Below are 24,704 nucleotides of genomic sequence, written 5' to 3' on the forward strand. Positions count from 1 at the left end.
GAGGTTCCTCCGTGCGAAAGAGGTTGCGCAGCGGTTAATGGGCCATGTCCGTGAACAGATGCCAATGCCGAGCCCCGCCGACGTGGTGTCTGTCGGCGGGGCTCGGCGCGGTGGCGGGACCGGGTTCTTACCGGCGGCTCCAGCCCACGGCGATGATGCCGGTGATCTTCGATCCGGTGACGTTGTCGTAGACGACCTCACCACCGGACTTCTTCCAGATCCTGAGGTGGAAGGTGTCCGGGGCATCGGTGGCGGTGATCCGGAAGCCGTATCCGCTCTTGCCGTCGACCGTGCCCGACCCCTGGTGGACGGCCCGGGAGCCGGTGACCACGAGCCAGTCGGAGCCGGTCGAACGGAACTTCAGCCTGGCCGGGCCGAAGTCGAAGGAGGCCTCGCCGACGGGCGCCGAGGCTCCTGGCAGGTAGGCCGCGGCGAAGGAGAAGGCGGCCTTGCCCGTCAGGCTCGGCTTGGCGGGGTAGGCACCGGCCGGGGAGCCCAGGACGCCGGTGCCGAGCGCGGGACCGGCAGAGCGGTCGTAGACGATCAGCTCGGGAAGCGTCCTGCTGTCCGAGGCGCCGTCGTCGTCGGTGACGGTGATCACCGGACGGCGGATTCCCGCCTTGGTGTAAGGGTGCTCGGCGCGGCAGCCGGACGCGCTGACCGTGCCGGACTGCGGCGCGCTCCCGTCCTTCCAGTCGACCACGCACGTGTGGGTGTCACTCGTGCCCGGGTCGGTGAAGTCGGCCGTGACGACTGTGCGCTTGCCGACCGGCACGGGGGACTGCGGACCTGTGGCGGAGACAACCGCGGGCGCCGCGTTGGCCACCTCGACCGTCGCCGTGTCCTTGCTGCGCCCGCCCGTGAGGGTGACCGTGTAGGTGCCGTTGTCGGTGCAGGTGAGCGTCGTCGCGGCCGAGCCGGGGTCGGCGAAGGAGCAGGGCGCCCCCTCCTCGACGGTCCACTTCGGGGTGCCCGCACCGGAGATCGTGCCGTGCAGCGCGATCGCGTCGCCCTCCTTCCCGCCGACGTCCTCGCCGGCGTGCACGATGCTCACCGGGTCGATGCTCGTCAGGGTGGGCACGACCTTCTTGATCAGGCCGTCGGAGTCGAACTCCAGCTTGTCGACGGTCGTTTCGCGGTGCATGCCGTCACCGCCGGGAATCGCGAACCGGTGATAGGCGATGTACCAGTCGTCGGTGCCCGGCACCTGGACGACCGAATGGTGACCGGGGCCCTTGATGCCGAGCGAGAGGTCCTTCTCCAGGATCACGCCCCGCTTCGTCCACGGGCCGGTGGGGGAGGGGCCGGTGGCGTAGGCGACACGGTAGTTCTCGTCACGGGTGTCGTTCTCCGACCACGTGAGGTAGTAGGTGCCCTTGCGCTTGATGACGAAGGAGCCCTCGTTGTAGCCGCTGGGCGTGATGTCCTTCATCTTCGTGAGGTCGACGGACGTCATGTCGTCGTTGAGCGGCGCCACGTAGGCGTGCCCGTTGCCCCAGTAGAGGTACGACTGACCGTCGTCGTCGGTGAACACGGCCGGGTCGATCATCTGGCCGCTGAACTGGCCCGCCTTGAGCAGCGGTCGGCCCAGTGCGTCCTTGAAGGGGCCGGTCGGCGAGTCGGACACCGCGACACCGATGTTGGCGTCGGCGCAGAAGTAGAAGTAGTACTTCCCGTCCTTCTCGGCGATCGTCGGCGCCCAGGCCCTGCTGTCCGCCCACGAGATGTCCGGACCGAGGTCGAGGATGACGCCGTGGTCCTTCCAGTGGACCAGGTCGGTGGAGGAGTACGCCTTGAACTGCGTGCCGCTCCAGCCCTCGAAGCCGTCGGTCGTCGGATAGATGTAGAAGGTGTCGCCGAACCGCACGATGTTCGGGTCGGCGTTGAGCCCCGGCAGGACCGGGCTCCTCATGACGAGCGCCGAGACCGTCCAGGTGCGCTTCTTGCCGTCGGACCCGGTCACCTCGTACGTCACCGGCTTGCTGAAGTCCTGCACGCTGCCGGAGGCGGGGCTGATCGCCGCTCCGTGCGCGAGGGTGAACTCCGGTGCCAGCGCGGTGAGATCGGTGCCCTCCCGCATCGGCAGCGTGACCTTGCCGCCCGCGTTGTCGACGATGGCGTCGACCTTCAGCGCCGGGTGCGTGGCCTTGGCGATGCCCGCGGTGTTACCGCTGAGCTCCATGACCTCCGCGGCCGAAAGGGCCCGGTCGTAGATGCGGAAGTCGTCGACCTCGCCGCCGAAGTACGGGTCGGCCGCGTACAGGGACTTGCCGATGTAGCCGCTGTAGCCCTTGTTCGCGTCGTACAGCTCGGACGGCTTGACGGTGGTCGTCGTACGGGCCGCCTCGACGCCGTCGACGTAGAGGACCATCGTGCCGCTCGCCCCGTCGAGGGTGACTGTGACGTGCCGCCACTCACCGGGCGTGAGCTGGGAGCCCGCCGTCAGTTTCGACTCCGCCGACCAACTCGCCTTGGTGATCGCCGAGTAGAGACTGTTGCCGCCGTTGGAGGGGGTGGCGAAGAGGTACTTGTCGCTGTCCGGACCGAGCCCGAACAGCCACTGGAAGCTGTTGCCCCCCTTCCACTTGGCGTACGTCGACACGGTCACGCTGTCGGCGTTCTTCAGCACACCGCTCGGGATCTTGACGTACGGCGAACCCGTCGCGTCTCCCGACATCTTGAAGGAGCCGCCCCGCACCCCCGTGCCGAAGCCGGGGGTGCCGACATAGGTGCCGTGGTAGCCGTGTCCGCTGGAGTCGACCGCGATGTTGCCGCCGGTCTCGTCGAAGCCGTAGTGCACCAGCAGGTCGGCCGGGACGTCGGGTCCTTCGTCGGACACGGTGACCTCGGCCTGGACGGGTATCGCGGCGCCGTCGGGCAGGCTGCCGGTGACCGTGAAGGTGCCGGCCTGCGCGTACTTCGACACCGGGACGTCCGCCCAGGTGACGGCGACGGGCCGGTCGACGCCGTCCGCGTACTTCGCGATCACGGTGGCCGGCAGGACCGGCGCCTGGCCGGTCCGTGTCTTCACCTTCACGGACTCGACGCTCTCGACGAGCTGGTCCGGCTGGTAGGCACGCAGCAGCCGGTCGTACTCCGCCTGGGTGACGGGCAGGACGGTGCCGTGGCGCGGCTTGGCCGGAAGGTCGTAGTCGGCGACCGGTGTCCAGTTGCCGGAGTCGAGGTCGGTCGTCTCGAAGGGGATGTAGCCGCGTCCGCCGAACTCGTCGAGGAACGCGTACCACTTCTCCTCGGTGTTCGACTTGAACACCAGGGGACCCTCGGCGGCGTTCATCGCGCCCTTTCCGATGCCCTCCGCGACCGCGGTCCAGGACGGGTTCAGGATCGAGTCGCTCTTCTCCTCGAAGATGAACTTGCTGTTGGGCGTGGAGGAGCTGTTGTTCCGCTCGTCCTTCGACAGACGGTAGTAGGTGCCGTTGTTCTGGATCATCGTGGAGTCGATGACCGAGTAGCCGCGGTCGATCCAGACCTTGGGTTCGCTGAAGGTGTAGAAGTCGCGCGTGGTCGCGTACATCATGCGGTTGTACGTGTCGCCGGAGTGCGCCTCGTTGTCGTACAGCTTCGACGCCCAGAAGACCACGTACTCGCCGAGCTTCGCGTCGTAGAACGCCTCCGGCGCCCAGGTGTTGCCCGCGCTGTCCGGAGAGATCTTGATGAGCCGCTGGTTCGTCCAGTGGACCAGGTCGGTGGACTCCCAGATCATGATGGACTTGCTGCCGGAGCGCTGGGCCGCGTCCCAGTCGCCGTTGCCGTAGATCCTGAGGTCGGTGGCGATCTGGTAGAACTTGTCGCCCTCGGGGGAGCGGATGATGAACGGGTCGCGCAGGCCCTTCTCGCCGAGCGTGGAGGTCAGTACCGGCTTGCCGTCGTTCAACTCCCGCCACTTCATGGGGTCGTTGCCCTTGCTCAGCGCCGAGTAGAGCTGCTCGCCGTCCGAGGTGCCCTCACCCGTGAAGTAGCTGAACATGTAGCCCTTGAGGGCTTCGTTCGCGGGGAGTTCGGGAACCTTCGCGGTGAAGGTGCGGGTCGCCTTCGCCTCGCCCTTGGTGACGGTGGCGGTCAGTTCGACGGTGGTGGAGCCGTCGCCGTGCGCGGGGCGGTGGACCACACCGTCGTCCTCGATGACCTTCTCGTCGGCGGAGGACCAGGAGACGGTGGTGCCGTAGTCGCCCGCTGCCGGGAGGGTCAGGTTTCCGCGTACGTCGTCGAGGTTGTGCACGGTGAGCGACTGGGCGGCCCGCTCGGTGGCCGTGGCGTCGTCGAAATCGGGCAGGACCGTGACGTCGAAGCTCTTGGTGTCGGTCACGGTGCCCTTCTTCAGGGTCGCCGTGAGGGTGGCGTGGCCGTCCGGTTCACCGGCGGCGGGACGGGTCACCTTGCCGGAGCCGCTCACCACATCCGTGTTGTCGCTGGCCCAGGTGATGGTGGACCCGCCGGCCGTGCCGGTCTTCGGCAGGTTCAGGTCGGCCGTGACCCCGCTCGTGTCGCCCAGGCTCAGCGCGGCCTTGTCGTCGGAGACACCCTGGACGGCGACGGGCAGGGAGAGCTGCTCGACCTCGGAGGCCGCGAGGGCCCGGTCGTACACCCGGAAGTCACGGATCCGGCCCTTGAAGAGCTTGTCGCCGGAGTAGACCGACTTGCCGATGTAGTTGGCGGTGGTGGTTCCCGATCCGATGGCGCCGGGCGTGATGGTGACCGCCGTGTTGCGGCCGACCTCGACGCCGTCCTCGTACAGGACACCGGTGTTGCCGGTCTGGGTGTAGGTGAGCTGCTTCCACACCGCGCGGGTGAGGTTGTGCGAGTCGGAGGGCTTCGTGGTCTGCTCGGTCGACCAGTTCCCGGTCGCGATCGAGGTGCGCAGGGAGTTGCCGGTGGCGAACAGGTACCCGTTGCCGTTGCCGCCGCTGGAGTTGCCGAAGCCGTAGACGAAGTACGGCGTGGTCTGTGCGGAGTCGATCAGCACGTCCGTGGAGACGGTGATCGAGTCCATGCCTTTCATGACGTCGTCCGGCACCTTGATGGAGGTGTCGGAGCCGTTGAAGGCGAGCCCCTGCGCGGGGTCCGACCAGTCGGCGGTCCCGTTCACCGTGCCGTCGCGGCCGTTGCCGGAGGCGTCGGTGACGGTGGTGCCCGAGGCGCCGTCCAGCTTGTACCAGAGGGCCAGTCCCTCCGTGACGTCCGCGGTGTCCGCCGCCTGGGCGGGGACCATGGGGGCGGCGAGGCCCAGGAGCAGTGACGCGGCGGTCAGACCCGCGAGGCGGTCCGTCCAGCGTCTCGCGCGGGTGCGCGGACGTGCGAAGTACGTCATGTGGGGTTCCCCTGCTGAGGCGTGGCGGGGCCTCGGCGGGGGCACCCTGCCGTTTCGGCTGTGTGACGTCGTGTTGCGAGAGTGTCAATCGCGTGGGACGGGGACGTCAAGAGGTTCCGAACAATGTCCGACTGGTCGAACGTTACGTTTTCCCCACATGTACCGGGGAGTTGGGGGCATGCGGGTTGTACCCAGCGTGACTACCTCAGACAATCGAAGGGACGGGCACCATGCTCGCCATCATCTCCGCGGTCCTGTTCTTCATCTCCTTTCTGATCAACGCTGCGGACATCTCGACCAACGACACCTTCAGCTCGACGAACATCATGCTGCTCGGTCTCATGGTGCTCGCCCTGCACGTGGCGGGCATCGGAAGCGGCTGGTCCGTGAGCGGCCGGGGCCGCAGGCGGTGAGACCCGTCAGATGCGGGGCAGCCCCCAGCGGGGCGCGTCCTCGTTCGGGCGCACGGGCGCGACCGTCAGGTCGGGACGGTCGCCCTTGGCCGTGATGAGCACCGACTCCCCCTTGCGCAGGGCCACTTGAAGGGCACCGTCGCCGACCTCGGTGTGCCGGAGGGGGCGCCCCCGTCCGTCGCGTACGTCGACGGGACCCGCGATCCCGTGCCGTACGACGCAGGGCGCACCCGCCTCGCTCACCAGCCGCACCCAGCGCGTGGCGCCGTCCTCACGCCGGGCGCCGAGCAGGAAGGCGCCCTGCGTACGGAAGTCGTGCACGACCAGGTCCGCCCAGGCGCCGGGCAGGGCGGGAAACACCCTGATGACCCCGCCCCACGACTGACACACCATGTCGTGCAGTGACTGTGCCGCCGACAGCGGTGTCTCGATGACCGGCCCGGACTCCTGGTACATCGTGTTGGGCTTGATGAAACGGCTCATCAGCTCGCCGAGGTACCCCAGGGCGTCCTCGCCCTTGCCGAGCAGCGCGGACATGGAGGCGGCGCCGGTGAAGGTGTAGCCCTGCAGGGCACCTTCGAAGCCCACCCAGTGTGCCAACGACCTCTCGATCAGGGCACGTTCGTCGGGCGTGCGGCCGGTGACCTCGTACAGCGGGTAGACCGCGAGCAGGTGGGAGTAGTGGCGGTGCGACTTCGCGAAGGGGATGTCCGCGCCGATCATGAAGCCGTTCGCGTCCGTCGGATACGGCACCCGTCTCGCCAGCACCTCGCGCCAGCGGGGCGCCAACGGGTCGTCGATGCCGAGGAGTTCGGCGGAGTCGAGCAGGGTTCGGCAGCCCCAGGTCAGGAGCATCAGGTCGTAGTTGCAGTCGCGCGAGTCGCCGCCGTACTCCGGGGAGAAGGTGGCGGGCAGGTGCAGCTTGCCGTCCGGGCCGGGCTCGAGGAAGTGCAGGTAGTAGTTGATCGCCTTGCGCAGCAGGGGGAACAGCACGTCCTGGAGGATCGACCTGTCCATCGTGTGCCGGTAGCTGAGCCAGACGTTGTGCAGCGCCCAGGTCAGATTGCCGACTTCGGGGGTGGGAGGGTCCTGGCCGGGGACGCCGACGCCGTATCCCATGAGGGTGCTGGCCGCGCCGTTGACCAGTTGCGGGTCGGTGGTGCGCGGGATGCCCAGCGAGTCGGCGCGGTACGGCGTCGGCGTCTCACGGGCGAGGTTGTCCCGGGACTCGCTCAACGCCCGGGTGATGGCGTCCAGTTCGAGGTGGTTGGAGCCGTGGATGAGCCAGTACTCCAGTTGGGCGTTCAGGTTCCACCAGGTGTTGGGCCAGGGTGTGGGCTCCAGCCAGGGCCCGCTCGTCGCCATCACGGGGGCGTCACGGCGGGCGGCGGAGGCGGTCTTGTACAGCTGGATCCAGTAGAAGCGCTGGATACGGGCGTCGGGGAGGGACAGGAAGCTCTTGCGGTAGTAGGCGTGCCACCAGGCGCGGTGGTCCACCGCCAGGGCGGAGTAGGGGAGTTGTTCCGTCCGGCGGACCGCTGTGAGGGCCCGGCCCAGAGCCGTGGTCCCGGGGTAGGAGTGCGCGACGTGCGCGTACAGCGTCCGGGTCCGGCCCCCGGCCCGCTCCCGCCACGCGGTGACGTGCTGCCCGCCTGCCAGCAGCGGCTGCACGGCGGCGGTGATCCCGTCGTGGTCGGCGACCTGGGCGGGCGGATTGCCCTGGTAGCCGTCCGGCAGCGGCTTGAAGGCGGCCCGCGGGCTGATCGCGTCCGCTGGATGGAACACCCACCGGAAGCCGCGCTCGCCTTCGCTCGCGGTCACTTCCACGGCCAGGACCGAGCGGTCGTTGTGGATCAGGGCGCGCAGGGCCAAGGTGCCCTTGTCGGTGGTGAGCGTGCCGGTCAACTCGGCGTCGCGCAGCGACAGCCGCCAGTCGAGCCCGGTGATCGCGCCCACCGGCTCCAGTGTGAAGTACCCGATCGGCAGCCGGGCGAGACCGAAGAGGGAGCCGAACTCGGGACGGTGGTCCTGCACTTCGGAGTGCTGGATGTTGAAGCGCACCGCCGTCGAGGCGGCTCCCGGCTCAGCGTAGATCCCGGAGCCGAGGAAGCCGTTCCCGAGGAACGGGCCTTCGTACCAGGCCGTCGGCATCCGCTGCCAGACGAGGTCGGCGTCGTCGAGAACGGTGCGCCAGGGGTCGCCGGCCGGCGGGGCGGCCTCGGTACGGTCGGCTGCCGTCGCCTGCGTGAGAGGCAGACCCGACGCCAGGAGTGTGCCGCCGAGAGCGGATCCGGTGGCGAGCACGGCGCGTCTGGACGGATCGGGCGCGGAGGGGCTGGACACGGTGCCTCCAAGCGGGCTCAGCAAGGGCGAATCATCGGAGCTATCCCGCGTTGCAACATAGAGATGGGGTTGCTGCGCGTCAATGGAATGCGATAGATCCGATGTCCTTCATCGTCCTTGCATCCAGGCCCGGGTGCCGAACGAGGCACACGCCCGTGCGGCCACCACCGCCGCGGCGCGCAGGGCTGCGCCGAAGCCGTACGGGGTCAAGTCCCCCTGAGTGGCGAGGTGATGGGTGAGCGCCCCGTGGAGGACGTCACCGGCGCCCAGCGTGTCCGCGACCCGGACGGCGGGTACGTCCACGGTGCCCCCGACTTCGGGGCCCGCCCACTCGATGGGCCGCGCTCCGCGACTCACCGCCGACCAGACAACCCCGTGTTCCCTCAGGAACCGCAGGACGTCCGCCGGGGTGTGCGTGCCGGGAGGCCGGAAGTCGTCCGAGCAGACGGCCACGTCGATCGACGGGAGCAGCTCCTCCGTACCGGCCTTCCAGCTGCCCCCGTCCAGAACGGTCCTCCGGCCGGCGGCACGCGCGGCGCGGGCGATCGCCGTCGCAAGCTCCATGTGGTGGCCGTCGAACTCGACGATGTCGCAGGCGGCCACCAGCGCGTCGAGATCGTCGGGCGGCGTGAGACGGTATCCGGTCGCGTTGGTCGACGCCACGGCGCGGTCCCCGCTCGACTCGGTGACCAGAATGGACGACACGGCGGGCGGCTCGACAGAATCGGCGGCCAGGTCCGACACGCTCACCCCCAGCTTCCGCAGATCCGCCGCCACCGCGACTCCCAGCGGATGGGAACCGATCCCGGTGAGCAGCCTGGCCCCGCCACCCAGATGGCTGAAGGTCACGGCCGCGTTCGCGGCGGGACCGCCCGCGGCCACCACCTGCTCACGAGCCGTCAGCTTCTCGTCGGAGCCCGGCACATGGTCCACGAGCTGAATGACATCCACCGTGCACAGGCCGACGAACAGCCCTTGAGATCGTCGGCTGGTCGTCGGCTCCACCTTGTGCACCTCTGCCTGCTCGCAGCCCCGGGCCTCAGCCCGCCGCCCTCTTCACGAGCTCCCCGATCCGCGCCTCGTCGGCCGCGGTCAGCTGCGTGAGCGCGAAGGCGGTCGGCCACATCGTGCCCTCGTCGAGGTTCGCCTTGTCGTTGAAGCCGAAGGTCGCGTACCGCGCGTTGAACTTCTGCGCGCTCTGGAAGAAACAGACGACCTTGCCGTCCTTGGCGTACGCGGGCATGCCGTACCAGAGCTTCGGCGCCAGGCCGGGTGCGCTCGCCTTGACGACGGCGTGGATCCGTTCGGCCATGGCCCGGTCCGCGTCCTCCATCTCGGCGATCTTCGCGACCACGGCGGCCTCGTCCTCCGCCGCCTTGTCGGCACGCGAGCCGCGGCGCGCCGACGCCTTCACCTCCTGGGCGCGCTCCTTCATCGCGGCGCGCTCCTCGGCGGTGAACGTCTCGGTCTTCCTGGTCGTCTTCCGTGTGCCGGCCGCCATGACGGTTCCTCCTGGTCTACGAGTGGTCGGGGACATCTTCATGCCGGACTGCCGCGCCGTTCACCCCCACGCGCCGGCGATCTGCCGGGTCGTGGCGTTGAGCCGGTTGAACAGGTTAGTCACACTGATCATCAGGACGATCGCGGCGAGCTGCTTCTCGTCGAAGTAGGTGGCGGCCGTGTCCCAGACCTCGTCGCTCACCGCGTCGGGGCGGTCGGCGAGCCGCGTCGCCGCCTCGGCCAGCGCGAGCGCCGCCCGCTCCTCCTCGGTGAAGTAGGGGGCCTCGCGCCATGCGGCGACCGTGGCCAGCCGATCGTCGCTCACTCCCGCCTTACGGGCCGTCTTGGCGCCGCCGTCGACACAGGCGCTGCAGCCGTTGATCTGACTGACCCGCAGATGCACCAGCTCCAGCGTCTGCCCGTCCACCCCACCGGAGTGCACGGCCTTGAAGAGCTGCTGGATGGGCTGCATCGCGTCGGACAGGACGACGGCGGGGTTCTGCATACGGGACTGCATCAGGAATCTCTCCTCTGTCGGGCTGTGCCCCGTCCGTCGGGGCGTGATTCCATCTCAGCCGAGAGGGCTTGTCAGGACGACGGCCGTGGGACACCGTGGGACAGCCGAAACGGCCTTGAACAGGCACGATCCAGCCTGGAAGAGTTGGGCCGGGGCGGGACAGGGGGACGGGGAGCAGTGGTGGAGCACGACAGGACGATGGTCGGAGACCCGCAGGAGGAGCTGGCTGCCCGGCTCCGCCTGCTCCAGGAGCTGTCGAAGCGGGGCGTACGGGCCCTCGCACGGGACGCCGGTCTCAGCTCGTCGTCGCTGTCCCGCTACCTCGGCGGCCAGACCGTTCCGCCGTGGCCTGCCGTGATCGCCCTGTGCCGCCTCGTCCAGCGCGACCCCCGCCCGCTGCGCCCGCTGTGGGAGCGGGCCTCCAACCCCCTTCCGGCACCGCCGAAGACCACTCGCCAGGTTCACCCCCCGTCGCCGCCCGCCGGTGCCCCGCGCCCGCCCCGCAACGACCTCCCCCGCGACGTACCCGACTTCACCGGACGCGAGGCCCAGATCACGGCCGTGCTCGACGGGCTGGGCGACAGCCGGGTGATCGCCGTCGACGGCATGGCCGGCGTCGGCAAGACCTGCCTGGCCGTGCACGCCGCGCACCGGCTCACCGCCGACTACGCCGACGCCCAGCTCTACCTGGACCTGCACGGCTTCACCGAGGGCCGCAAGCCGCTCGACCCCGACCGCGCCCTGCGCACCCTCCTCGCCGCCCTCGATGTGCCCTCCGAGAAGGTCCCGCAGGAAGGCGGTGTGGAGGAGCTGGCCGCCTGCTGGCGATCCGAACTGGCTCACCGGCGAGCCGTCGTGGTCCTCGACAACGCCGCCGACGCCGAACAGGTCCGCCCGCTGCTGCCCGGCGCCGGCCCTTCCGTCGCCCTCATCACCAGCCGCAACCGGCTGCTCGGCCTGGACGAGGTCCCTCCGGTGTCGCTGGACGTGCTGACCGAGCAGGAGAGCGCCGAACTGCTGGCCCGCGCCAGCGGTGAGGCCGACGGCCGCGAGGGGCGCCTGGCCCGTGACCCCGAGTCCACGGCCGAGGTCCTGCGCCTGTGCGGCCGGCTGCCGCTGGCCCTGAGGCTGGCCGCGGCCCGGCTGCGGCACCGGCCGGGCTGGACCGTCGGCATCCTCGTCGAGAGGATGGCGGAGGGAGCGAGCGAGTTCGACACCGCGTTCGCCATGTCCGTACGGCAGTTGGACCGCGCCAAGGCCCGGCTGTTCCGTCTGCTGGGCCTGCTGCCGGGGTCCTCGTTCGACGAACACGTGGCAGCCGCCCTGGCCGACGTGCCGCTGCGCAGCGCCCGCGAGATGCTGGAGGACCTGCTGGACGCGCACCTCGTCCAGCAGCCGGCGGCCGGCCGCTACCGCCTGCACGACCTGGTCCACCAGCACGCCCGCCGCGCCACCATGGAGCAGGACTCCCCGGCGGAACGGGACCGGGCGCTGACCCGGGTGCTCGACTACTACGTGCATGCGGCGGCCGCAGCGGATGCCGCGATGCCGTTCCTGTCCCTGAGCCGCGAGGCCACCGTGGACGGCCCACCGGCCGAGCTGCCCCACTTCGACGACAAGATCGCGGCCCTCATCTGGTTCGGCACCGAGTACCTCAACCTGCTGGCCGCCTTCGAGGCGGCGGAGGGCGCCGGGGCCGACCGGCACCTGTGCGAACTACCGCGCTTCATGCGGGCGTACTTCGCCCGGCGCTGCGGCACCACGATGCTCAACGGCCTCTTCGAGAGGTCCCTGGCCGCCGCCCGACGCCTCGGTGACCCCCTGCAACTGGCCGAGGTACACAGCGACTTGGGATTCGCCCGCTACAACGCGGGCCGCATGGCGGAGGCGAGTGCCGCGTACGAGGCGGCGGCATCGCTGGTGTCGCGGGCGGGGGACATCCGCGCGGAGGCCGAACTGGCCATGAGACGTGGCTACTTGGCGTGGGACGAGGGATACGTCGAGGAGCCGCTGGCCTTGTTCCGGTTGGCGGGGAAGCTGTACGCGGACGCCGACTGCCCGATGGGCACGGCCCACGCGACCGCGTACGAGGCCTGGGCGCTGCTGCAACTGGGACACCGGGAGGAGGCGGCGCAGTTGGCCCGAACGGCGCTGGAGGCCCCACACGCCGACGGAGCATGGCCGCCCACCCTGACGGCCCTGATCACGCTGGGCGTGGCCATCGCCCACGAGGACCCCGACGAGGCCGTCGGCCACCTCCACCAGGCGCTCGCGCTGGCCCGCGAGGACGGACACCAGCACAACGAGGCATGGTGCCTGAACTGCCTCGGCGTCGCCCTGCGCCGAATGGGCCGCTACGAGGAGGCCCTGACACGTCACGAGCAGGCCTTCGCTCTGCTGGACGAACTGTTCGAGGACCACTGGAAGATCCACTTCCTCAGCGCCTACGGCGAGACCTGCCGCCTCGCAGGCCTGCCCGACCAGGCCCTGCGCCTGCACCATCAGGCCCTGGAACTGGCCCCGAAACTGGGCCACCGCCATGCCGAGGCCCTGGCCCGCGAGGGCATCGCGGCCATCCTCGACGAGAGCGACCCGGTAGCGGCGGCGGAACACCGGGCAGCGGGGCGGGCCGTACTGCCGGACCCACCCTCCACTGCCGATGACCGTGCTCGGTGAGTACGCCTGCCGAGACTTCGGCAGCGTCGAGGGCGAAGAGCCCGTTCGCGGCCCAGCACCGTGACGGCCGGCAGCGCGAGTACGGTGGCCGTGGCGCAGCCGAAGAGGATCAGGACGTCGACCAGGCCACCGCGACGACGACCGTCACCGTCACCTGAGAGATCCGCGTACGCGGATCGGGATCACACCGGATGCAGCTCGTCGGCCACCGAGCCGTGGCTGTGCCGCCAACCGGCCCTGCCCCACGTGGCATTGGTGAGGTGGGGGTGGCCGTCGTGGAGGTCGGTGTGCTCGTGCTCGACGGACACTGGCTTCCGCCACAGGCGTACGGCCAGCAGGGAGGCGGCCAGCGCGATCCCGCCCAGCGCGAGCACGGCCGCCTGGAGTCCGGCCTCCGCGCCGAGCCAGCCGGCGAGCGGGTACGTCAGCAGCCAGCAGCCGTGCGAGAGGGAGAACTGGGCGGCGAAAGCGGCCGTACGCTCCTCGGCCGGCGCCGAGCGGCGGACGAGCCGTCCGGTCGGGGTGAGCACCATCGAGCAGGCGGCACCGAAGAGGGCCCACACCGCGAGGAGGACTGGCCAGCGCCAACTTCCGCTCTGCGCGGCCGTGATGGCGCCGAGCGCGGCGAAGACGAAGCCGAGCAGCACGGCGCCGGGCAGCATCACCGACCGGTCCGGAACCCGATCCAGCACACGAGGCAGGGCGAGCGCCACGACCATCGACCCGGCCCCGTAGGCACCGAGTGCGAGGGGCACGGCATCTGTCGACAGCCCGAGGAAGTCACGGACGTAGACGACGGAGTTGACGGTCACCATCGCGCTCGCGGCGGCGACCGCGAGGTTGAGCGCGAGCAGGGCGCGCAGCTCCGGGACGGTGAAGAAGGGCCGGGTGCCGGCGGTGGCCCTGGCGCGCGGGCGGGAGTTCAGCGCGGCCCTGGTTTTCGGGAGGAGGACCGAGACCACCAGGACGGCCGAGGCGAGGAAGCCGAGCACGGTGCCGGTGAACAGCCAGTTGTAGGTGATCAGGGAGAGCAGCGCGGCCGCCAGTGCGGGGGAGAACAGGCTCTCCAGGTCGTACGCGAGCCGTGACATGGACAGAGCGCGTGTGTAGTCCCGCTCCTCGGGCAGCACGTCCGGGATGACGGCCTGGAAGGTCGGGGTGAACGCGGCCGAGGCGGACTGGAGCAGGAAGACCAGGGCGTAGACCTGCCAGACCTGGTCGACGAAGGGCAGCAGCAGCGCGACCCCGGCGCGTATCAGGTCCGCCGAGACCATCAGCGTCCGGCGCGGCATCCGGTCGGCGACCGCTCCGACGGCCGGGGCGATCGCGACGTACGCCACCATCTTGATCGCGAGCGCGGTGCCGAGCACGGACCCGGCCCGGGCGCCCGCGATGTCGTAGGCCAGCAGGCCGAGCGCGACCGTGGCCAGCCCGGTGCCGACCAGGGCGATGACCTGGGCGGCGAACAGGTGGCGGTAGGCGCGGTTGCGCAGGACGGTGAGCATGCGGGCGGCTCCCGGGCATGGCGGTCCGGTGGTCGGTCCGGCCAGTGTAGCCATCATGTGCGCACCTGCGCACATGATGGCTGGAAGTCGATGGCGTCCCGTGCCGTACCGGTGGCTCTAGGCTGGCCCCATGCCAGAAAGCCACTCCGTCTCACCTGCGGCCGATGCGCATCTACGGGCCCTGGACAGTGCGCGACTCGCCGAGGCGACCGGCGTGTTCGCGATGCTCTCCGACGCCACCCGGCTGCATCTGCTGTGGCTGCTCGCGCAGGAGGAGTCGGACGTCGGCTCGCTCACCGAGCGCATCGACGCCTCGCGCACGGCGGTCAGTCAGCACTTGGCGAAGCTGCGGCTGGCCGGGCTCGTGGACACCCGTCGTGAGGGGCGGCACATCTACTACCGGCTCAGCGACGGGCATCTGCGGCGGCTGGTCGTGGAGGCGCTCAGCCACGCCGACCACCGGGTGAGCGGGAAGGCCCCGCACGACTGAGGAGACGTCGTGCGGGGCCCACGCTCCCTCTTACTGGGTCTCGCTGGGTCTTACTGGGCGGCACCTCGGCGCCGTACGAAGAACGCCACGGCCGCGGCCGCGACGAGGATCGCCGCGATGATGCCGGTCCAGGCGCCCGCCGACAGTCCGCCGTCGTCGTCCTTCTCGGTGTCCGCCGCCTGCGGGGTCGCCGAGGCGGTCGTCTCCTCGGGGGTCGGGGTCGGGGACGGGCTCTCGGAGGCGGTGGGGGAGGGGCTGATCGGGGTCGCGCCGGGTGCGGCGGCCTTCAACTGGAGCACAGGGGCGGGGTTCTCCCCGTTCTCGTCGAGCTCGATCCAGCGGTCGGTACGGCCGTCGCTGTAGGACTGGAGGGTCTTGAAGGCCAGTTCCTTCGCGTCGGGCAGCTGCTTGACCACGACGGAGTACTCGGCGTTGACACCGGCGTTCACGGCGGGGCCCTTGACGGTGTACCCGTCGTCGTTCGCCGTGAACTTCCAGCCCTTGGGACCCTCTCCGTACGCCACGTCGGCCGGGGCGATGCCCTCGGGCAGGACGACCCGGATCTCTGTGATGCCGGCGGTGGCGGACTCCGACTCGGCATCGAAGGCGATCTCGACGTTCTGGGCGAGGGCCTGGGCCTTGTCGGACTCCACCTCCACGTGGGCGGCGGCCGGGACGGCGGTGAGCAGTACGAGGGCGGTGGTCGCGGCCGACGCGAGGGCCAGGCGCGACAGGGTGGTACGGGACATGGGTGTCTCCAGGCATGGGGGTGCGCGGGGCGGCGTCCTGTGGAGCGTTCGCCTCGACGTGACTAGTCGGTGAGAGCGAGCCCTGCCCGGGGAGGGCCCCTCCGCACCACCACGTCCACGAGGAGCGCCTGCTTGAGAGGCGGCTGATCCAGCCATGCCGGGGCGAGCGCCGATGGTGCGAGGCCGGTCCGGATCGGGCGGCCGTCGAGCAGTGCCCGGACCACGGAGATGCGAGCCCGGGCCGCCTCGACCGCAGACGTCAGCCCGCGTGCCAGCGACCAGCAGACGGTGTCGGCGCGGTGCAGCAGCACGGCCACGAGTACGGCCGCCACGGCGTGTACGGCCGTCATGGCCACCGAGTTGTGCATGTGCTCGTGCCAGGCCTGGTCGGCACCGGTGGCGTGACGCATGTGGCCGGACATGACCATGGACGCCGACGAGTCGTCCGCGTGCTCGGTCATCAGCCACAGATGCAGTCCGGCCTGCCCGGCCCCGCACGTCGCCACGACCGTGGCCAGCGAGCGAGGACGCCTCGTACCGATGAGACCGACGCCGAAGAGCACCAGTGCCGCGAACAGGCTCTGCGGCCACGGCGCGGGGCCCTCGGCGACCAGATGGTGCGCGCTCACCCCGAGTACCGTCCCGACGACCGCGAACACGGCAGCCCGCAGGGCGGGAAGCGGCGCGTGGTGCGGCGGCGTACTGGGCGTGCTGAGCATGGTCATGTCTCGCCCATCATCGGTCATCGATCACCTCGGCCGGAGGCCGGATCCGCAAAGAGGCGGCTCGTCCGGATTTCCGTCATTCGTTCGCGATGGCCGTGCGCGCGCCCTTCGGCTCGGACCCTCGTAACCCGAGGACCGGACCGCGGGGATGGCCCCCTGCGGAGGGAGCGCCATGATCGACTGGGGTGAGATGGGGTACGGAGCCGCGTTGGCGGCGATCGCCGCCGCGGTGCTGCCGGCCGCTGCCACCCGCGTCCGTCGCCCCGCGGTGATCGTGGCCGGCCCCGTGGCCTGGAACGCCATTCTGAGGGTGGTCCACGGCGGCCGGTTCTTCACGGACGCGCCCTCACCGTCTTCCCGGTGAGCCGGCAGGACACAGGGTCCGGCGTCTTGGCTCTCGCCGTCGCGGCACTGCTCTACGGACTGGGCCCGCTTCGGGCCGAACCCGCGCGCCGGCGCTGCGAACTGTGCGTTGAAGGAAGGGTCTCGGCGAGGCAGTCCTCATCAGTGATCATCACGCATCCACGGTCACAGCCGTCCGCGACAACCCTCTGTCACCTTTTCCTGGTGAGCCGGGTCACAGCCTGGCGCCTGGGGGTGCCGACGTCCCTCGGCTGCGGCTCGCGCGCGTGTGCCGAGCGCGGCCGGCCCCAGGCGACCGCGCCCAGCCGGGGAGCGTCAGCGCGGCAGACGCAGACCCGCAATGAGGATCCCGACCAGCCGCCGCGGGTCGTAGTCGGGATCGCTGTCCGCGCCGATGCAGAGGTTGCCGACCCCGCGCATCAACTCGTACGCCCTGACGCCGGAGCGGATCTCACCGGTCGTGGCCGCGGCGTCGAGCAGCTGGGTGCACACGGGCACGAGGCGGTCGAGGAAGTAGGCGTGCAGTGTCTCGAAGCCGGAGTTGTCGGACTGCAGGACGCCCGCGAGCCCGTGCTTGGTGACCAGGAAGTCGACGAAGAGGCTGATCCACTGCTCCAGCGCGGCATGCGCCGTCTCGCTGCTCGCCAGCAGGGCGGGACCGGCCTCGGCGCAGGCGTCGACCTGGTGCCGGTAGACGGCGATGATCAGGTCCGACCGGGTGGGGAAGTGCCGGTAGATCGTGCCGAGGCCGACACCGGCCTCGGCGGCGATGTCACGCACCGGTGCCTCCACGCCCTTGCTGACGAACACCGCGGCGGCCGCGTCGAGCAGGGTCTCCTTGTTGCGCCGGGCGTCCTTCCGGCGTGGGGCCGCGCGCTCCGAGTCGTCGTTCACCGTGCCGCTTCCTCCGTCTCCTTGCAAAAACGGAACAGTGTTCCGCTATCGTTTCCGGAACGAGGTTCCGTTTGCTCATGATGGCAGAGCGGAGCCCCGGCGACCAAGCCGTGCCATGCCGCACGGCCGCACCCGTCACGGAGGAACCTTCATGCAGTACCGCACCTTGGGCCGCACCGGTGTCCAGGTCAGCACCCTCGCGCTCGGCGCGATGAACTTCGGCAGGATCGGCCGCACCACCCAGGACGAGGCCACCGCGATCGTCGACGCCGCTCTCGAGGCCGGCATCAACGTCATCGACACCGCCGACATGTACGGCGACGGCGAGTCGGAGGAGATGGTCGGCAAGGCCGTCGCCGGGCGCCGCGACGACATCGTGCTGGCCACCAAGGCCGGCATGCCCATCGGCGACGAGCGCAACCACCAGGGCAGTTCACGCCGCTGGCTGGTCACCGAACTGGACGCCAGCCTGCGCCGCCTCGGCGTCGACCACGTCGACCTGTACCAGATCCACCGCTGGGACCCGAACACCGGCGACGAGGAGACCCTGTCCGCCCTCACCGACCTGCAACGCGCCGGAAAGATCCGCTACTTCGGCTCCTCCACCTTCCCCGCCCACCGCATCGTGCAGGCCCAGTGGGCCGCCCACGAGCACCGCCTGAGCCGTTACGTCACCGAACAGCCCAGCTACTCCATCCTCCAGCGCGGCATAGAGACCCACGTCCTGCCCGTCACCCAGGAGTACGGCCTCGGCGTGCTGGTGTGGAGCCCGCTGGCCTCGGGCTGGCTGTCGGGCGCCATCCGCGCGGGCCGGGACATCACCACCCACCGCTCGGCGTTCCTGCCCGCGCGATTCGACACCGCGATCCCCGCCAACCGGACCAGGCTCGACGCCGTCGAGCGGCTGGCCGCGGTCGCCGAAGAGGCCGGCCTCACGCTCATCCAGCTCGCCCTCGGCTTCGTGACCGCGCACCCCGGCGTGACCAGTGCCCTCGTCGGCCCCCGCACGGTCGACCACCTGCGCGCCCAACTCGCCGCCGCGGACACCGTCCTCACCGACGACGTGCTCGACGCGATCGACGAGATCGTCGCCCCCGGCACCGACCTGGCCCCGGACGAGAAGTTCGACACCCCGCCCGCGCTCCTCGATCCGTCACTGCGCCGCCGCTGACCGCCGGGGGAGACCCCAGGACGAAAGGGACCCACCGTCCATGCCGCACCGACCCCCGCCCAGCTTCGGGATCATGACCGCCCCCATGCAGGTCGACTACCACGACATCCTGCGGGTCTGGCGCGAGGCGGACACCATCCCCGCCATCGAGCACGCCTGGCTCTTCGACCACCTCATGCCGATCGGAGGCGATCCCGACGGCCCGGCCCACGAAGGCTGGACCCTCCTCGCGGCCCTGGCCGCCCGGACCCGACGCCTACGGCTCGGCGTCATGGTGACCAGCAACCGCTTCCGGCCACCCGCGATGCTGGCCAAGATCGCCACAACCGTCGACGTGGTCTCAGGCGGCCGCCTCGACTTCGGCATCGGCGTCGGCTCCCGACCCGACCACCCCCTGGCCCGGCGCGAGTACGAAGCCCACGGCCTGCCCTTCCACGACTCCGCGCAAGCGGTGAGCAGCCTCGCGGAAGCCTGCACGCTGATCAAGCGCCTGTGGACCGAGGAGAAACCCTTCGACCACCACGGCACCCACCACCACCTCACCGGAGCCTTCGGCAACCCCAAACCGGTCCAGCGACCCCACCCCCCGATCCTCATCGGCGGCCGCTCGGCCGCGACCCTGCGCATCGCGGCCGAACACGCCGACCTGTGGAACATCCCCGGCGGTGACATCGAGGACGTCATCCGCCGCAGCGCCCTGCTGGACCGCTACTGCGGGGAGATCGGCCGCGACCCGGCCGAGATCACCCGCTCGATCCACCTGCCGGTCTCCTACGACCGTCCGGGCTCCACCCGCGACGCGATCACCGAAGCGATCGACGCGGGCTTCACCCACCTGGTCCTCGGCCTGCCGCCGCCCTATCCCGCCCACGTCGCCCGGTGGGTCACCGACGAACTCGTCAACCCGTCTGTCCTACCTGTCACTTCCAGCCGTACGCATACGCCGCGACCCACGTGATGTCGAGCTGCGCGCTGCTTCCCGGTGCCGCCCCCGGGCCCTCCAGAGCGCTTTCGTTCTGGAGTACCCAGGACAGGGGACGGTCCGGCACGTCACGGGTGTCATGACCCGTCTGCCGGCCGTCGACGAAGAACCGGACGTGGCCCGGAGTCCACTCGGTGGACACGGTGTGCCACCGCGTCCAGTCGTCGCTTCCCGGGAAGTAGCCCTGCTCACCTCCACCGCAGGGATGGTGGAAGGCGCTGAGCGAGCCGGTCCACTCGCCTTCGGGGTGGTCCATCTCGCAGCCTCCGCCGTAGTGCAGCCACGCGGACTTGTAGCCGGGCGCGAGTTTCGTGACCTTGATGCGCGCGCTGTACTTGCCGTACTTCATCTGCATCACCGCGCGCGGCACCAGCGCCGCGGCATGCACGGGGCCACCGTCGGCGGGGCGCCACATCCGGACGGACATCCTTCCGTCGCCGTTCGCCGCGGGACCGACGCTCACGGTGTCCTCCGGGTGGTAGACCCCCACCACCTCCCGCCCCCTGCTGATTGCCGTGTCGGGCCAACCGGTGGGATACGCCCACCAGTTGTCGCGGTACTTCCCCTTCAGGCCTCCGCAGTAGGCCGCGGAGGTGTCGACGTCGTGCTCGCAGTCGCTGAAGGAACCCAGTGGCACGCGGTCGCCGTTGAAGTCCTCGGCGAGGACCTGCCAGAAGGGCCCGCAGTCACCGCGGGGCAAGTGCGCGGCGGTGGTACGGCAGGCGTCGGCCGGAGCGGGTGCCCCGTCGGCCCGGGGAAGGCCCAGAAGGCCGCCTCCCACGAGCAGGAGGCTCGAGACCATCACCAGGATTCGCTTGTGGTGGTGCGGCGCTGCGTGTGAACCCATCCCGAGGCTCCTTCAGGCGGCCGACGCCGTCCGCCCTTTGCCGCGCGGGGCACCGAAGGACCGTGAACCGCGGTGGGCGGACCGCACTTGCGCGAAGGAACATCCTCGCCCGAAGGACTCGGCGGCGCCATCCCCCGTACCAGCCGCGAACCGGACGGCCGCCTCGGCGCCTGCCTCAGAACTCGCTGTCGATGCCGGTCACGACCGCCGCGCCCAACGGCGATTCCTCCTCGGCCAGGCCGCTGTCACGCAGGGCCCGGGAAACCAGCCGTACCGCTTCGGCTTCGGCCTGCGTCCGGTCCGAGGCCTCGACCTCGACCCGGGCGGCGAACATGCCGTCCTCCTCCACGGTCAGCACACTCAGCTCCTCGCTCTCCCCGAGATCCGTGTTCCTGGGATCCTGGGGCCGGAGCCTTCGCCCGATGTCGGAGCGGACGCTGTCGGGGATCCCTCGCAGGAACGTGCCGGGGACGGTGATCACGTAGGTGGTCACGGCGACTCCTTTCTGACGACCTACCCGGTTCCCCGTCAGGCCGATCGGAACCGGAGGCCCGGAGAAGGGCCGCAGATGTGGAGAAGGTGTGTCGCGGAAGGTCGTTTTCTGGACCCGTCCCTGCATGGTGACGCCCATCGGGGGTAACCGCGGCAGAACGACTGCAATCTCGGGATGGGCGGACGATGACGACGGCGATGAGGGCTGACACGGGCAGGGCACTGCCACACGGCGGAGGACCCCGCGCGGTGCAGCGATGGGCCCTGTTGCCTTCTCCATGACATGTGAAGATCGGATCGTCGCTCTGACTACGCTCCCATCGTTGTGCTGGGCAACGTCTGGAGGCAAACGACACGTATGGGAGGTCGGGACCGCAGTGATCCCGGGGACTGGGGCTGCCGAGTTGGTGTCGGCGACGGCAGCAGGCGCCGAGACGGGGTGGGAGCACCGGGAGCCGTCGGTTCTCCTCGTGGAGGACGATCCCGGCGACGCGCTGCTCGTGGAGGAACTGGTCGCCGACGGCGCCGTGAAGATGCGGCTGCGCTGGGTGCGGTCGATGACCGAGGCCGCCGAGGTGCTCGCCACCGAGAGGCCCGACTGTGTCCTGCTCGACCTGCACCTGCCGGACGCGCATGGACTTGAGGCGGTCTCCCTGGTCCAGGGGCTGGCCGAGCAGGTCGCCATCGTGGTCCTCACCGGGCTCGCCGAGGAGCAGACCGGTCTCGCCGCGGTCGCGGCCGGCGCACAGGACTACCTGGTCAAGGGCCGGGTGGAGCCCGAGCTGTTCGGGCGGGCGGTGCGCTACGCGATCCAGCGCAAGCAGACCGAGCAGGCGGCGGTGGCCCTGCAGGCCGGCGCGCTCCAGGCACAGGAGAACGCCCGCCTGGAACGGGGACTGCTGCCCCGCCCCCTCCTGCGCGCCGAGGGCGTCCGCGTCGTGGCCCGCTACCGGCCCGGACGCGCGCAGACCCTTTTGGGCGGCGATTTCTACGACATCGTCCAGAGCGCCGACGGCACCCTCCACGCCCTCATCGGGGACGTCTCCGGGCACGGCCCGGACGAAGCGGCCCTGGGCGTCGCCCTGCGGATCGCCTGGCGCACCCTCGTCCTCAGCGGCATCACCGGCGCGCAGCAGATGGCCCGGCTCGAGGAGCTGCTGATGGCCGAACGGGCCCGTGACGAGGTCTTCGCGACCCTCGTGACGCTGGCCGCCGTCCCGGGAGAGCAGCAGGCCCACGTCGTACGAGCCGGTCATCACGGCCTGCTCCAGCGCACCGGAACGGATGTGGAGTGGGTGGAGGTGCCCGGCGGACCGGCCCTGGGCATGGTCCCCGGCGGCGCGAGATGGCCGACGGCACAACTGCCGGTTCCGGCGGGAACGTCGGTGGTGCTCTTCACCGACGGCCTGTTCGAGGGGCATGTGAGCCGTGGCACGGAACGCCTCGGCGAGGAAGGGCTGCTGGCCCTCGCCCGCGAAGGCGCCGCCCTGGACGCGGAGGCCTTCGTGGACCGGCTGATCGAGAAGGCCGAGAGCCTCGCCGAGGCGCGGGGCGGCCTGGCCGACGATGTGGCCGTCGTCCATCTGAACTGGAACTGAGTGAGCGGGAGCGTGGTGTCGGAGCACATGGTGAGGCGAGGAATGGGCGCGGTGCGGATCGGACGCCGGCTGACCGTGCAGGGCTGGTTCTACCTGGCTCTGGCTGTCATGACGCTGCTGGTGCTGGTCGGCAGCGTGATCGGCGCCCACCTGCTCGGCCGGACGGCGGAGGTCAGCGACCAACTGCTGCGCCGCATCCAGCCCGCCCAGACCGAGGCGTACCGGCTGCAAGCGGCGCAGGTCAACCAGGAGACGGGCATCCGCGGCTACGCGATCGCCGCCGACCGGCAGTTCCTCGCCCCGTACACCCAGGGCAAACAGAACGAGGCGAGCTCGGCCGCCCGGCTGCACCGGCTCATAGACGACCGGCCCCAACTGCTGGCTGACCTCAAGGCGATCGAAAGCCAGGCGGCCGACTGGCGCCGCACCTACGCCGAGCCCCTCGCGGTCTCCGTCACCCCCGGCCGGCCGAAGCCGCTGGACCAGCAGAAGGCCGATCAGGGCAGGAAGGAGTTCGACCGGCTGCGCACCCTGTGGAAGAAGCAGAACACCGACCTCGCGAAGGCGGTGGAGGACGGCCGCTCCCACCTCGCCCATGAACGGAACGTGCGCGACTCGGTCCTGGCCGGCATGGTCGCGGCCTTCCTGCTGGCCGGTGTCGCCTGTGCCGTCCTGGTCCGGGTCCTGGTGACACGCCCCCTGGAGGCGCTGGGCACGGCGTCGAGGCGGGTGGCGGGTGGAGACTTCGCCTACGTCATCACCGGCGGCGGCCCGGCCGATCTGACCGCGGTGGCCAACGCCGTCGAGGGCATGCGCTGGCACGTCGTGGCCGAACTCGAGGCCTCCCGTGAACAGGAGCAGGAGCTGACCAGGCAGGCCGCCGACCTGGACGCCCAGGCCGAGGAACTGCGCCGCTCCAACGCCGAACTGGAACAGTTCGCCTACGTAGCCTCCCACGATCTGCAGGAGCCCCTGCGCAAGGTCGCCTCCTTCTGCCAGTTGCTGGAGAAGCGTTACGGCGACACGCTGGACGACCGCGGCCGGCAGTACGTCGACTTCGCGGTCGACGGGGCCCGGCGCATGCAGGTCCTCATCAACGACCTGCTCACGTTCTCCAGGGTCGGACGCGTCAACGACGCCCGGCTGCCGGTCGGTCTCGACCAGGCACTGGACAAGGCGCTGGCCAACCTCGGGACGGCCGTCGAGGAGTCCGGCGCCCGCGTCGACCGCCCGGAACACCTGCCCGAGGTCGTCGGGGACCCCACCCTGCTGACCATGCTCTGGCAGAACCTGGTCGGCAACGCCCTCAAGTTCCGCGACCCCGACCGCAGTCCGCACGTGTCCATCACCTGTGGAACCGACCCCGACGACCCCGACAGCCTGCTGATGACCGTCACCGACAACGGCATCGGCATCCCGGAGCAGTTCACGGAGAAGGTCTTCATCATCTTCCAGCGGCTGCACGGGCGGGACGCCTACGGTGGCACCGGAATCGGTCTGGCACTGTGCAAGAAGATCGTGGAACAACACGGAGGCAGGATCTGGATCGACACCGTCCACACGGACGGCACCCGCTTCTGCTTCACACTCCCGTCCGTCACGGAAAACCCGGAGACATCCGGTATCGGCACCGAGGAAAAGGCCCTGACATGACCACCCCCGCCGCCAGCCCCATCGACGTGCTCCTCGTCGAGGACGATCCCGGCGACGAGCTGATGACTCGTGAGGCCTTCGAGGACAACAAGATCGGCAACACGCTCCATGTGGTCCGGGACGGCGAGGAAGCACTGGACTTCCTCTACCGACGCGGCGACCACACGGACGCGCCCCGGCCCGACCTGATCCTCCTCGACCTCAACCTCCCCAAGTACGACGGCCGACAGGTCCTGGAGAAGATCAAGTCCGACCCGGACCTGGCCCACATCCCCGTCGTCGTCCTCACCACCTCCGCGGCCGAGGAGGACATCCTGCGCAGCTACAAGCTCCACGCGAACGCCTATGTCACCAAGCCGGTGGACCTGGACCAGTTCATCGCCGCCGTCCGTCAGATCGACGACTTCTTCGTCCAGGTCGTCCGACTGCCACGGCACTTCTGAGGCCACCGCCAGAC

Annotated in this window: 21 protein-coding genes; 10 read left to right on the top strand and 11 right to left on the bottom strand. The window is 70.3% G+C overall.

Annotation, left to right across the window (positions count from 1 at the left end; genetic code table 11):
- Positions 1-127: 127 nt before the first annotated feature.
- Positions 128-5,329, bottom strand: coding sequence for a family 43 glycosylhydrolase (locus M2157_RS45265; protein WP_280868100.1), 5,202 nt, complete (start codon positions 5,327-5,329; stop codon positions 128-130).
- A 230-nt stretch (positions 5,330-5,559) separates the two neighbouring features.
- Between M2157_RS45265 and M2157_RS45270 the strand changes: the two genes are divergently transcribed.
- Positions 5,560-5,742, top strand: a complete 183-nt coding sequence (locus M2157_RS45270; protein WP_266554017.1) for a hypothetical protein — start codon at positions 5,560-5,562, stop codon at positions 5,740-5,742.
- A 6-nt stretch (positions 5,743-5,748) separates the two neighbouring features.
- On the opposite strand, the gene M2157_RS45275 is transcribed toward M2157_RS45270, so the two are convergent.
- The 4 genes from M2157_RS45275 to M2157_RS45290 form a co-directional block, all read right to left on the bottom strand.
- The gene (locus M2157_RS45275; protein WP_280868101.1) at positions 5,749-8,085 is read right to left on the bottom strand and encodes a glycoside hydrolase family 95-like protein; all 2,337 of its coding nucleotides are present in this window, start codon (positions 8,083-8,085) and stop codon (positions 5,749-5,751) included.
- 108 nt (positions 8,086-8,193) lie between these two features.
- Complete coding sequence (locus M2157_RS45280) at positions 8,194-9,099, bottom strand: PfkB family carbohydrate kinase (RefSeq protein WP_280855308.1); 906 nt, start codon at positions 9,097-9,099, stop codon at positions 8,194-8,196.
- 25 nt (positions 9,100-9,124) lie between these two features.
- On the bottom strand, positions 9,125-9,586 hold the full coding sequence (locus M2157_RS45285) for a DUF1801 domain-containing protein (protein ID WP_280868102.1): 462 nt from the start codon (positions 9,584-9,586) through the stop codon (positions 9,125-9,127).
- A 60-nt stretch (positions 9,587-9,646) separates the two neighbouring features.
- Positions 9,647-10,102, bottom strand: a complete 456-nt coding sequence (locus M2157_RS45290; protein ID WP_280868103.1) for a carboxymuconolactone decarboxylase family protein — start codon at positions 10,100-10,102, stop codon at positions 9,647-9,649.
- Positions 10,103-10,282: 180 nt separating this feature from the next.
- Between M2157_RS45290 and M2157_RS45295 the strand changes: the two genes are divergently transcribed.
- Together M2157_RS45295 and M2157_RS45300 are read left to right on the top strand one after the other, a co-directional pair.
- Complete coding sequence (locus tag M2157_RS45295; RefSeq protein ID WP_280868104.1) at positions 10,283-12,778, top strand: tetratricopeptide repeat protein; 2,496 nt, start codon at positions 10,283-10,285, stop codon at positions 12,776-12,778.
- Positions 12,775-12,936 carry a hypothetical protein gene (locus tag M2157_RS45300; RefSeq protein ID WP_280855305.1) on the top strand — a complete coding sequence of 54 codons (162 nt, stop codon included), beginning with the start codon at positions 12,775-12,777 and terminating at the stop codon, positions 12,934-12,936. The genes M2157_RS45295 and M2157_RS45300 overlap by 4 nt, the downstream gene beginning before the upstream one ends.
- 24 nt (positions 12,937-12,960) lie before the next feature.
- On the opposite strand, the gene M2157_RS45305 is transcribed toward M2157_RS45300, so the two are convergent.
- Positions 12,961-14,283 carry an MFS transporter gene (locus M2157_RS45305; RefSeq protein ID WP_280868364.1) on the bottom strand — a complete coding sequence of 441 codons (1,323 nt, stop codon included), beginning with the start codon at positions 14,281-14,283 and terminating at the stop codon, positions 12,961-12,963.
- A 130-nt stretch (positions 14,284-14,413) separates the two neighbouring features.
- Between M2157_RS45305 and M2157_RS45310 the strand changes: the two genes are divergently transcribed.
- On the top strand, positions 14,414-14,773 hold the full coding sequence (locus M2157_RS45310; protein ID WP_280868105.1) for a metalloregulator ArsR/SmtB family transcription factor: 360 nt from the start codon (positions 14,414-14,416) through the stop codon (positions 14,771-14,773).
- A gap of 50 nt (positions 14,774-14,823) precedes the next feature.
- Here M2157_RS45310 and M2157_RS45315 read toward each other — a convergent pair whose 3' ends face one another.
- Positions 14,824-15,522: a DUF1775 domain-containing protein gene (locus M2157_RS45315; RefSeq protein ID WP_280868106.1), complete on the bottom strand. Its 699-nt coding sequence runs from the start codon at positions 15,520-15,522 to the stop codon at positions 14,824-14,826.
- Positions 15,523-15,584: 62 nt separating this feature from the next.
- On the bottom strand, positions 15,585-16,247 hold the full coding sequence (locus M2157_RS45320; RefSeq protein ID WP_280855301.1) for a hypothetical protein: 663 nt from the start codon (positions 16,245-16,247) through the stop codon (positions 15,585-15,587).
- Between the two features lie 172 nt (positions 16,248-16,419).
- Here M2157_RS45320 and M2157_RS45325 point away from each other — a divergent pair, with 172 nt between their 5' ends.
- Positions 16,420-16,611, top strand: coding sequence for a hypothetical protein (locus M2157_RS45325; protein ID WP_280868107.1), 192 nt, complete (start codon positions 16,420-16,422; stop codon positions 16,609-16,611).
- Between the two features lie 314 nt (positions 16,612-16,925).
- On the opposite strand, the gene M2157_RS45330 is transcribed toward M2157_RS45325, so the two are convergent.
- A complete protein-coding gene (locus M2157_RS45330) occupies positions 16,926-17,504 on the bottom strand; it encodes a helix-turn-helix domain-containing protein (RefSeq protein WP_280868108.1) in 579 nt (192 codons plus the stop codon).
- Between the two features lie 151 nt (positions 17,505-17,655).
- Between M2157_RS45330 and M2157_RS45335 the strand changes: the two genes are divergently transcribed.
- On the top strand, positions 17,656-18,675 hold the full coding sequence (locus tag M2157_RS45335; RefSeq protein WP_280868109.1) for an aldo/keto reductase: 1,020 nt from the start codon (positions 17,656-17,658) through the stop codon (positions 18,673-18,675).
- A 40-nt stretch (positions 18,676-18,715) separates the two neighbouring features.
- A complete protein-coding gene (locus tag M2157_RS45340; RefSeq protein WP_280868110.1) occupies positions 18,716-19,633 on the top strand; it encodes an LLM class flavin-dependent oxidoreductase in 918 nt (305 codons plus the stop codon).
- Here the strand turns inward: M2157_RS45340 and M2157_RS45345 are convergent.
- Together M2157_RS45345 and M2157_RS45350 are read right to left on the bottom strand one after the other, a co-directional pair.
- Positions 19,596-20,504 carry a glycoside hydrolase family 16 protein gene (locus tag M2157_RS45345; protein ID WP_280868111.1) on the bottom strand — a complete coding sequence of 303 codons (909 nt, stop codon included), beginning with the start codon at positions 20,502-20,504 and terminating at the stop codon, positions 19,596-19,598. The two genes, M2157_RS45340 and M2157_RS45345, sit on opposite strands and share 38 nt — an antisense overlap.
- 175 nt (positions 20,505-20,679) lie before the next feature.
- Positions 20,680-20,997, bottom strand: a complete 318-nt coding sequence (locus tag M2157_RS45350; RefSeq protein WP_280855295.1) for a hypothetical protein — start codon at positions 20,995-20,997, stop codon at positions 20,680-20,682.
- A gap of 376 nt (positions 20,998-21,373) precedes the next feature.
- On the opposite strand from M2157_RS45350, the gene M2157_RS45355 reads away from it, so the two are divergent.
- From M2157_RS45355 to M2157_RS45365, 3 genes are read left to right on the top strand one after another with little or no spacing between them, the layout of a single operon-like run.
- Positions 21,374-22,594 carry a SpoIIE family protein phosphatase gene (locus tag M2157_RS45355; protein ID WP_280855294.1) on the top strand — a complete coding sequence of 407 codons (1,221 nt, stop codon included), beginning with the start codon at positions 21,374-21,376 and terminating at the stop codon, positions 22,592-22,594.
- Between the two features lie 42 nt (positions 22,595-22,636).
- A complete protein-coding gene (locus M2157_RS45360; RefSeq protein ID WP_280868365.1) occupies positions 22,637-24,247 on the top strand; it encodes a sensor histidine kinase in 1,611 nt (536 codons plus the stop codon).
- Positions 24,244-24,690, top strand: a complete 447-nt coding sequence (locus M2157_RS45365; protein ID WP_057614041.1) for a response regulator — start codon at positions 24,244-24,246, stop codon at positions 24,688-24,690. Before M2157_RS45360 ends, M2157_RS45365 begins: the two co-directional genes overlap by 4 nt.
- Positions 24,691-24,704: the final 14 nt, after the last annotated feature.

Source organism: Streptomyces sp. SAI-127, from assembly GCF_029894425.1.
In the GTDB taxonomy this organism is placed as follows: Bacteria; Actinomycetota; Actinomycetes; order Streptomycetales; family Streptomycetaceae; genus Streptomyces.

Coding starts and splice junctions, on each gene's coding strand:
- M2157_RS45315 (WP_280868106.1), bottom strand. CDS start 15,522: ATGTCCCGTACCACCCTGTCGCGCCTGGCCCTCGCGTCGGCCGCGACC.
- M2157_RS45365 (WP_057614041.1), top strand. CDS start 24,244: ATGACCACCCCCGCCGCCAGCCCCATCGACGTGCTCCTCGTCGAGGAC.
- M2157_RS45320 (WP_280855301.1), bottom strand. CDS start 16,247: ATGACCATGCTCAGCACGCCCAGTACGCCGCCGCACCACGCGCCGCTT.
- M2157_RS45265 (WP_280868100.1), bottom strand. CDS start 5,329: ATGACGTACTTCGCACGTCCGCGCACCCGCGCGAGACGCTGGACGGAC.
- M2157_RS45335 (WP_280868109.1), top strand. CDS start 17,656: ATGCAGTACCGCACCTTGGGCCGCACCGGTGTCCAGGTCAGCACCCTC.
- M2157_RS45270 (WP_266554017.1), top strand. CDS start 5,560: ATGCTCGCCATCATCTCCGCGGTCCTGTTCTTCATCTCCTTTCTGATC.
- M2157_RS45325 (WP_280868107.1), top strand. CDS start 16,420: ATGATCGACTGGGGTGAGATGGGGTACGGAGCCGCGTTGGCGGCGATC.
- M2157_RS45285 (WP_280868102.1), bottom strand. CDS start 9,586: ATGGCGGCCGGCACACGGAAGACGACCAGGAAGACCGAGACGTTCACC.
- M2157_RS45360 (WP_280868365.1), top strand. CDS start 22,637: ATGGGCGCGGTGCGGATCGGACGCCGGCTGACCGTGCAGGGCTGGTTC.
- M2157_RS45290 (WP_280868103.1), bottom strand. CDS start 10,102: ATGCAGTCCCGTATGCAGAACCCCGCCGTCGTCCTGTCCGACGCGATG.
- M2157_RS45305 (WP_280868364.1), bottom strand. CDS start 14,283: ATGCTCACCGTCCTGCGCAACCGCGCCTACCGCCACCTGTTCGCCGCC.
- M2157_RS45340 (WP_280868110.1), top strand. CDS start 18,716: ATGCCGCACCGACCCCCGCCCAGCTTCGGGATCATGACCGCCCCCATG.
- M2157_RS45345 (WP_280868111.1), bottom strand. CDS start 20,504: ATGGGTTCACACGCAGCGCCGCACCACCACAAGCGAATCCTGGTGATG.
- M2157_RS45310 (WP_280868105.1), top strand. CDS start 14,414: ATGCCAGAAAGCCACTCCGTCTCACCTGCGGCCGATGCGCATCTACGG.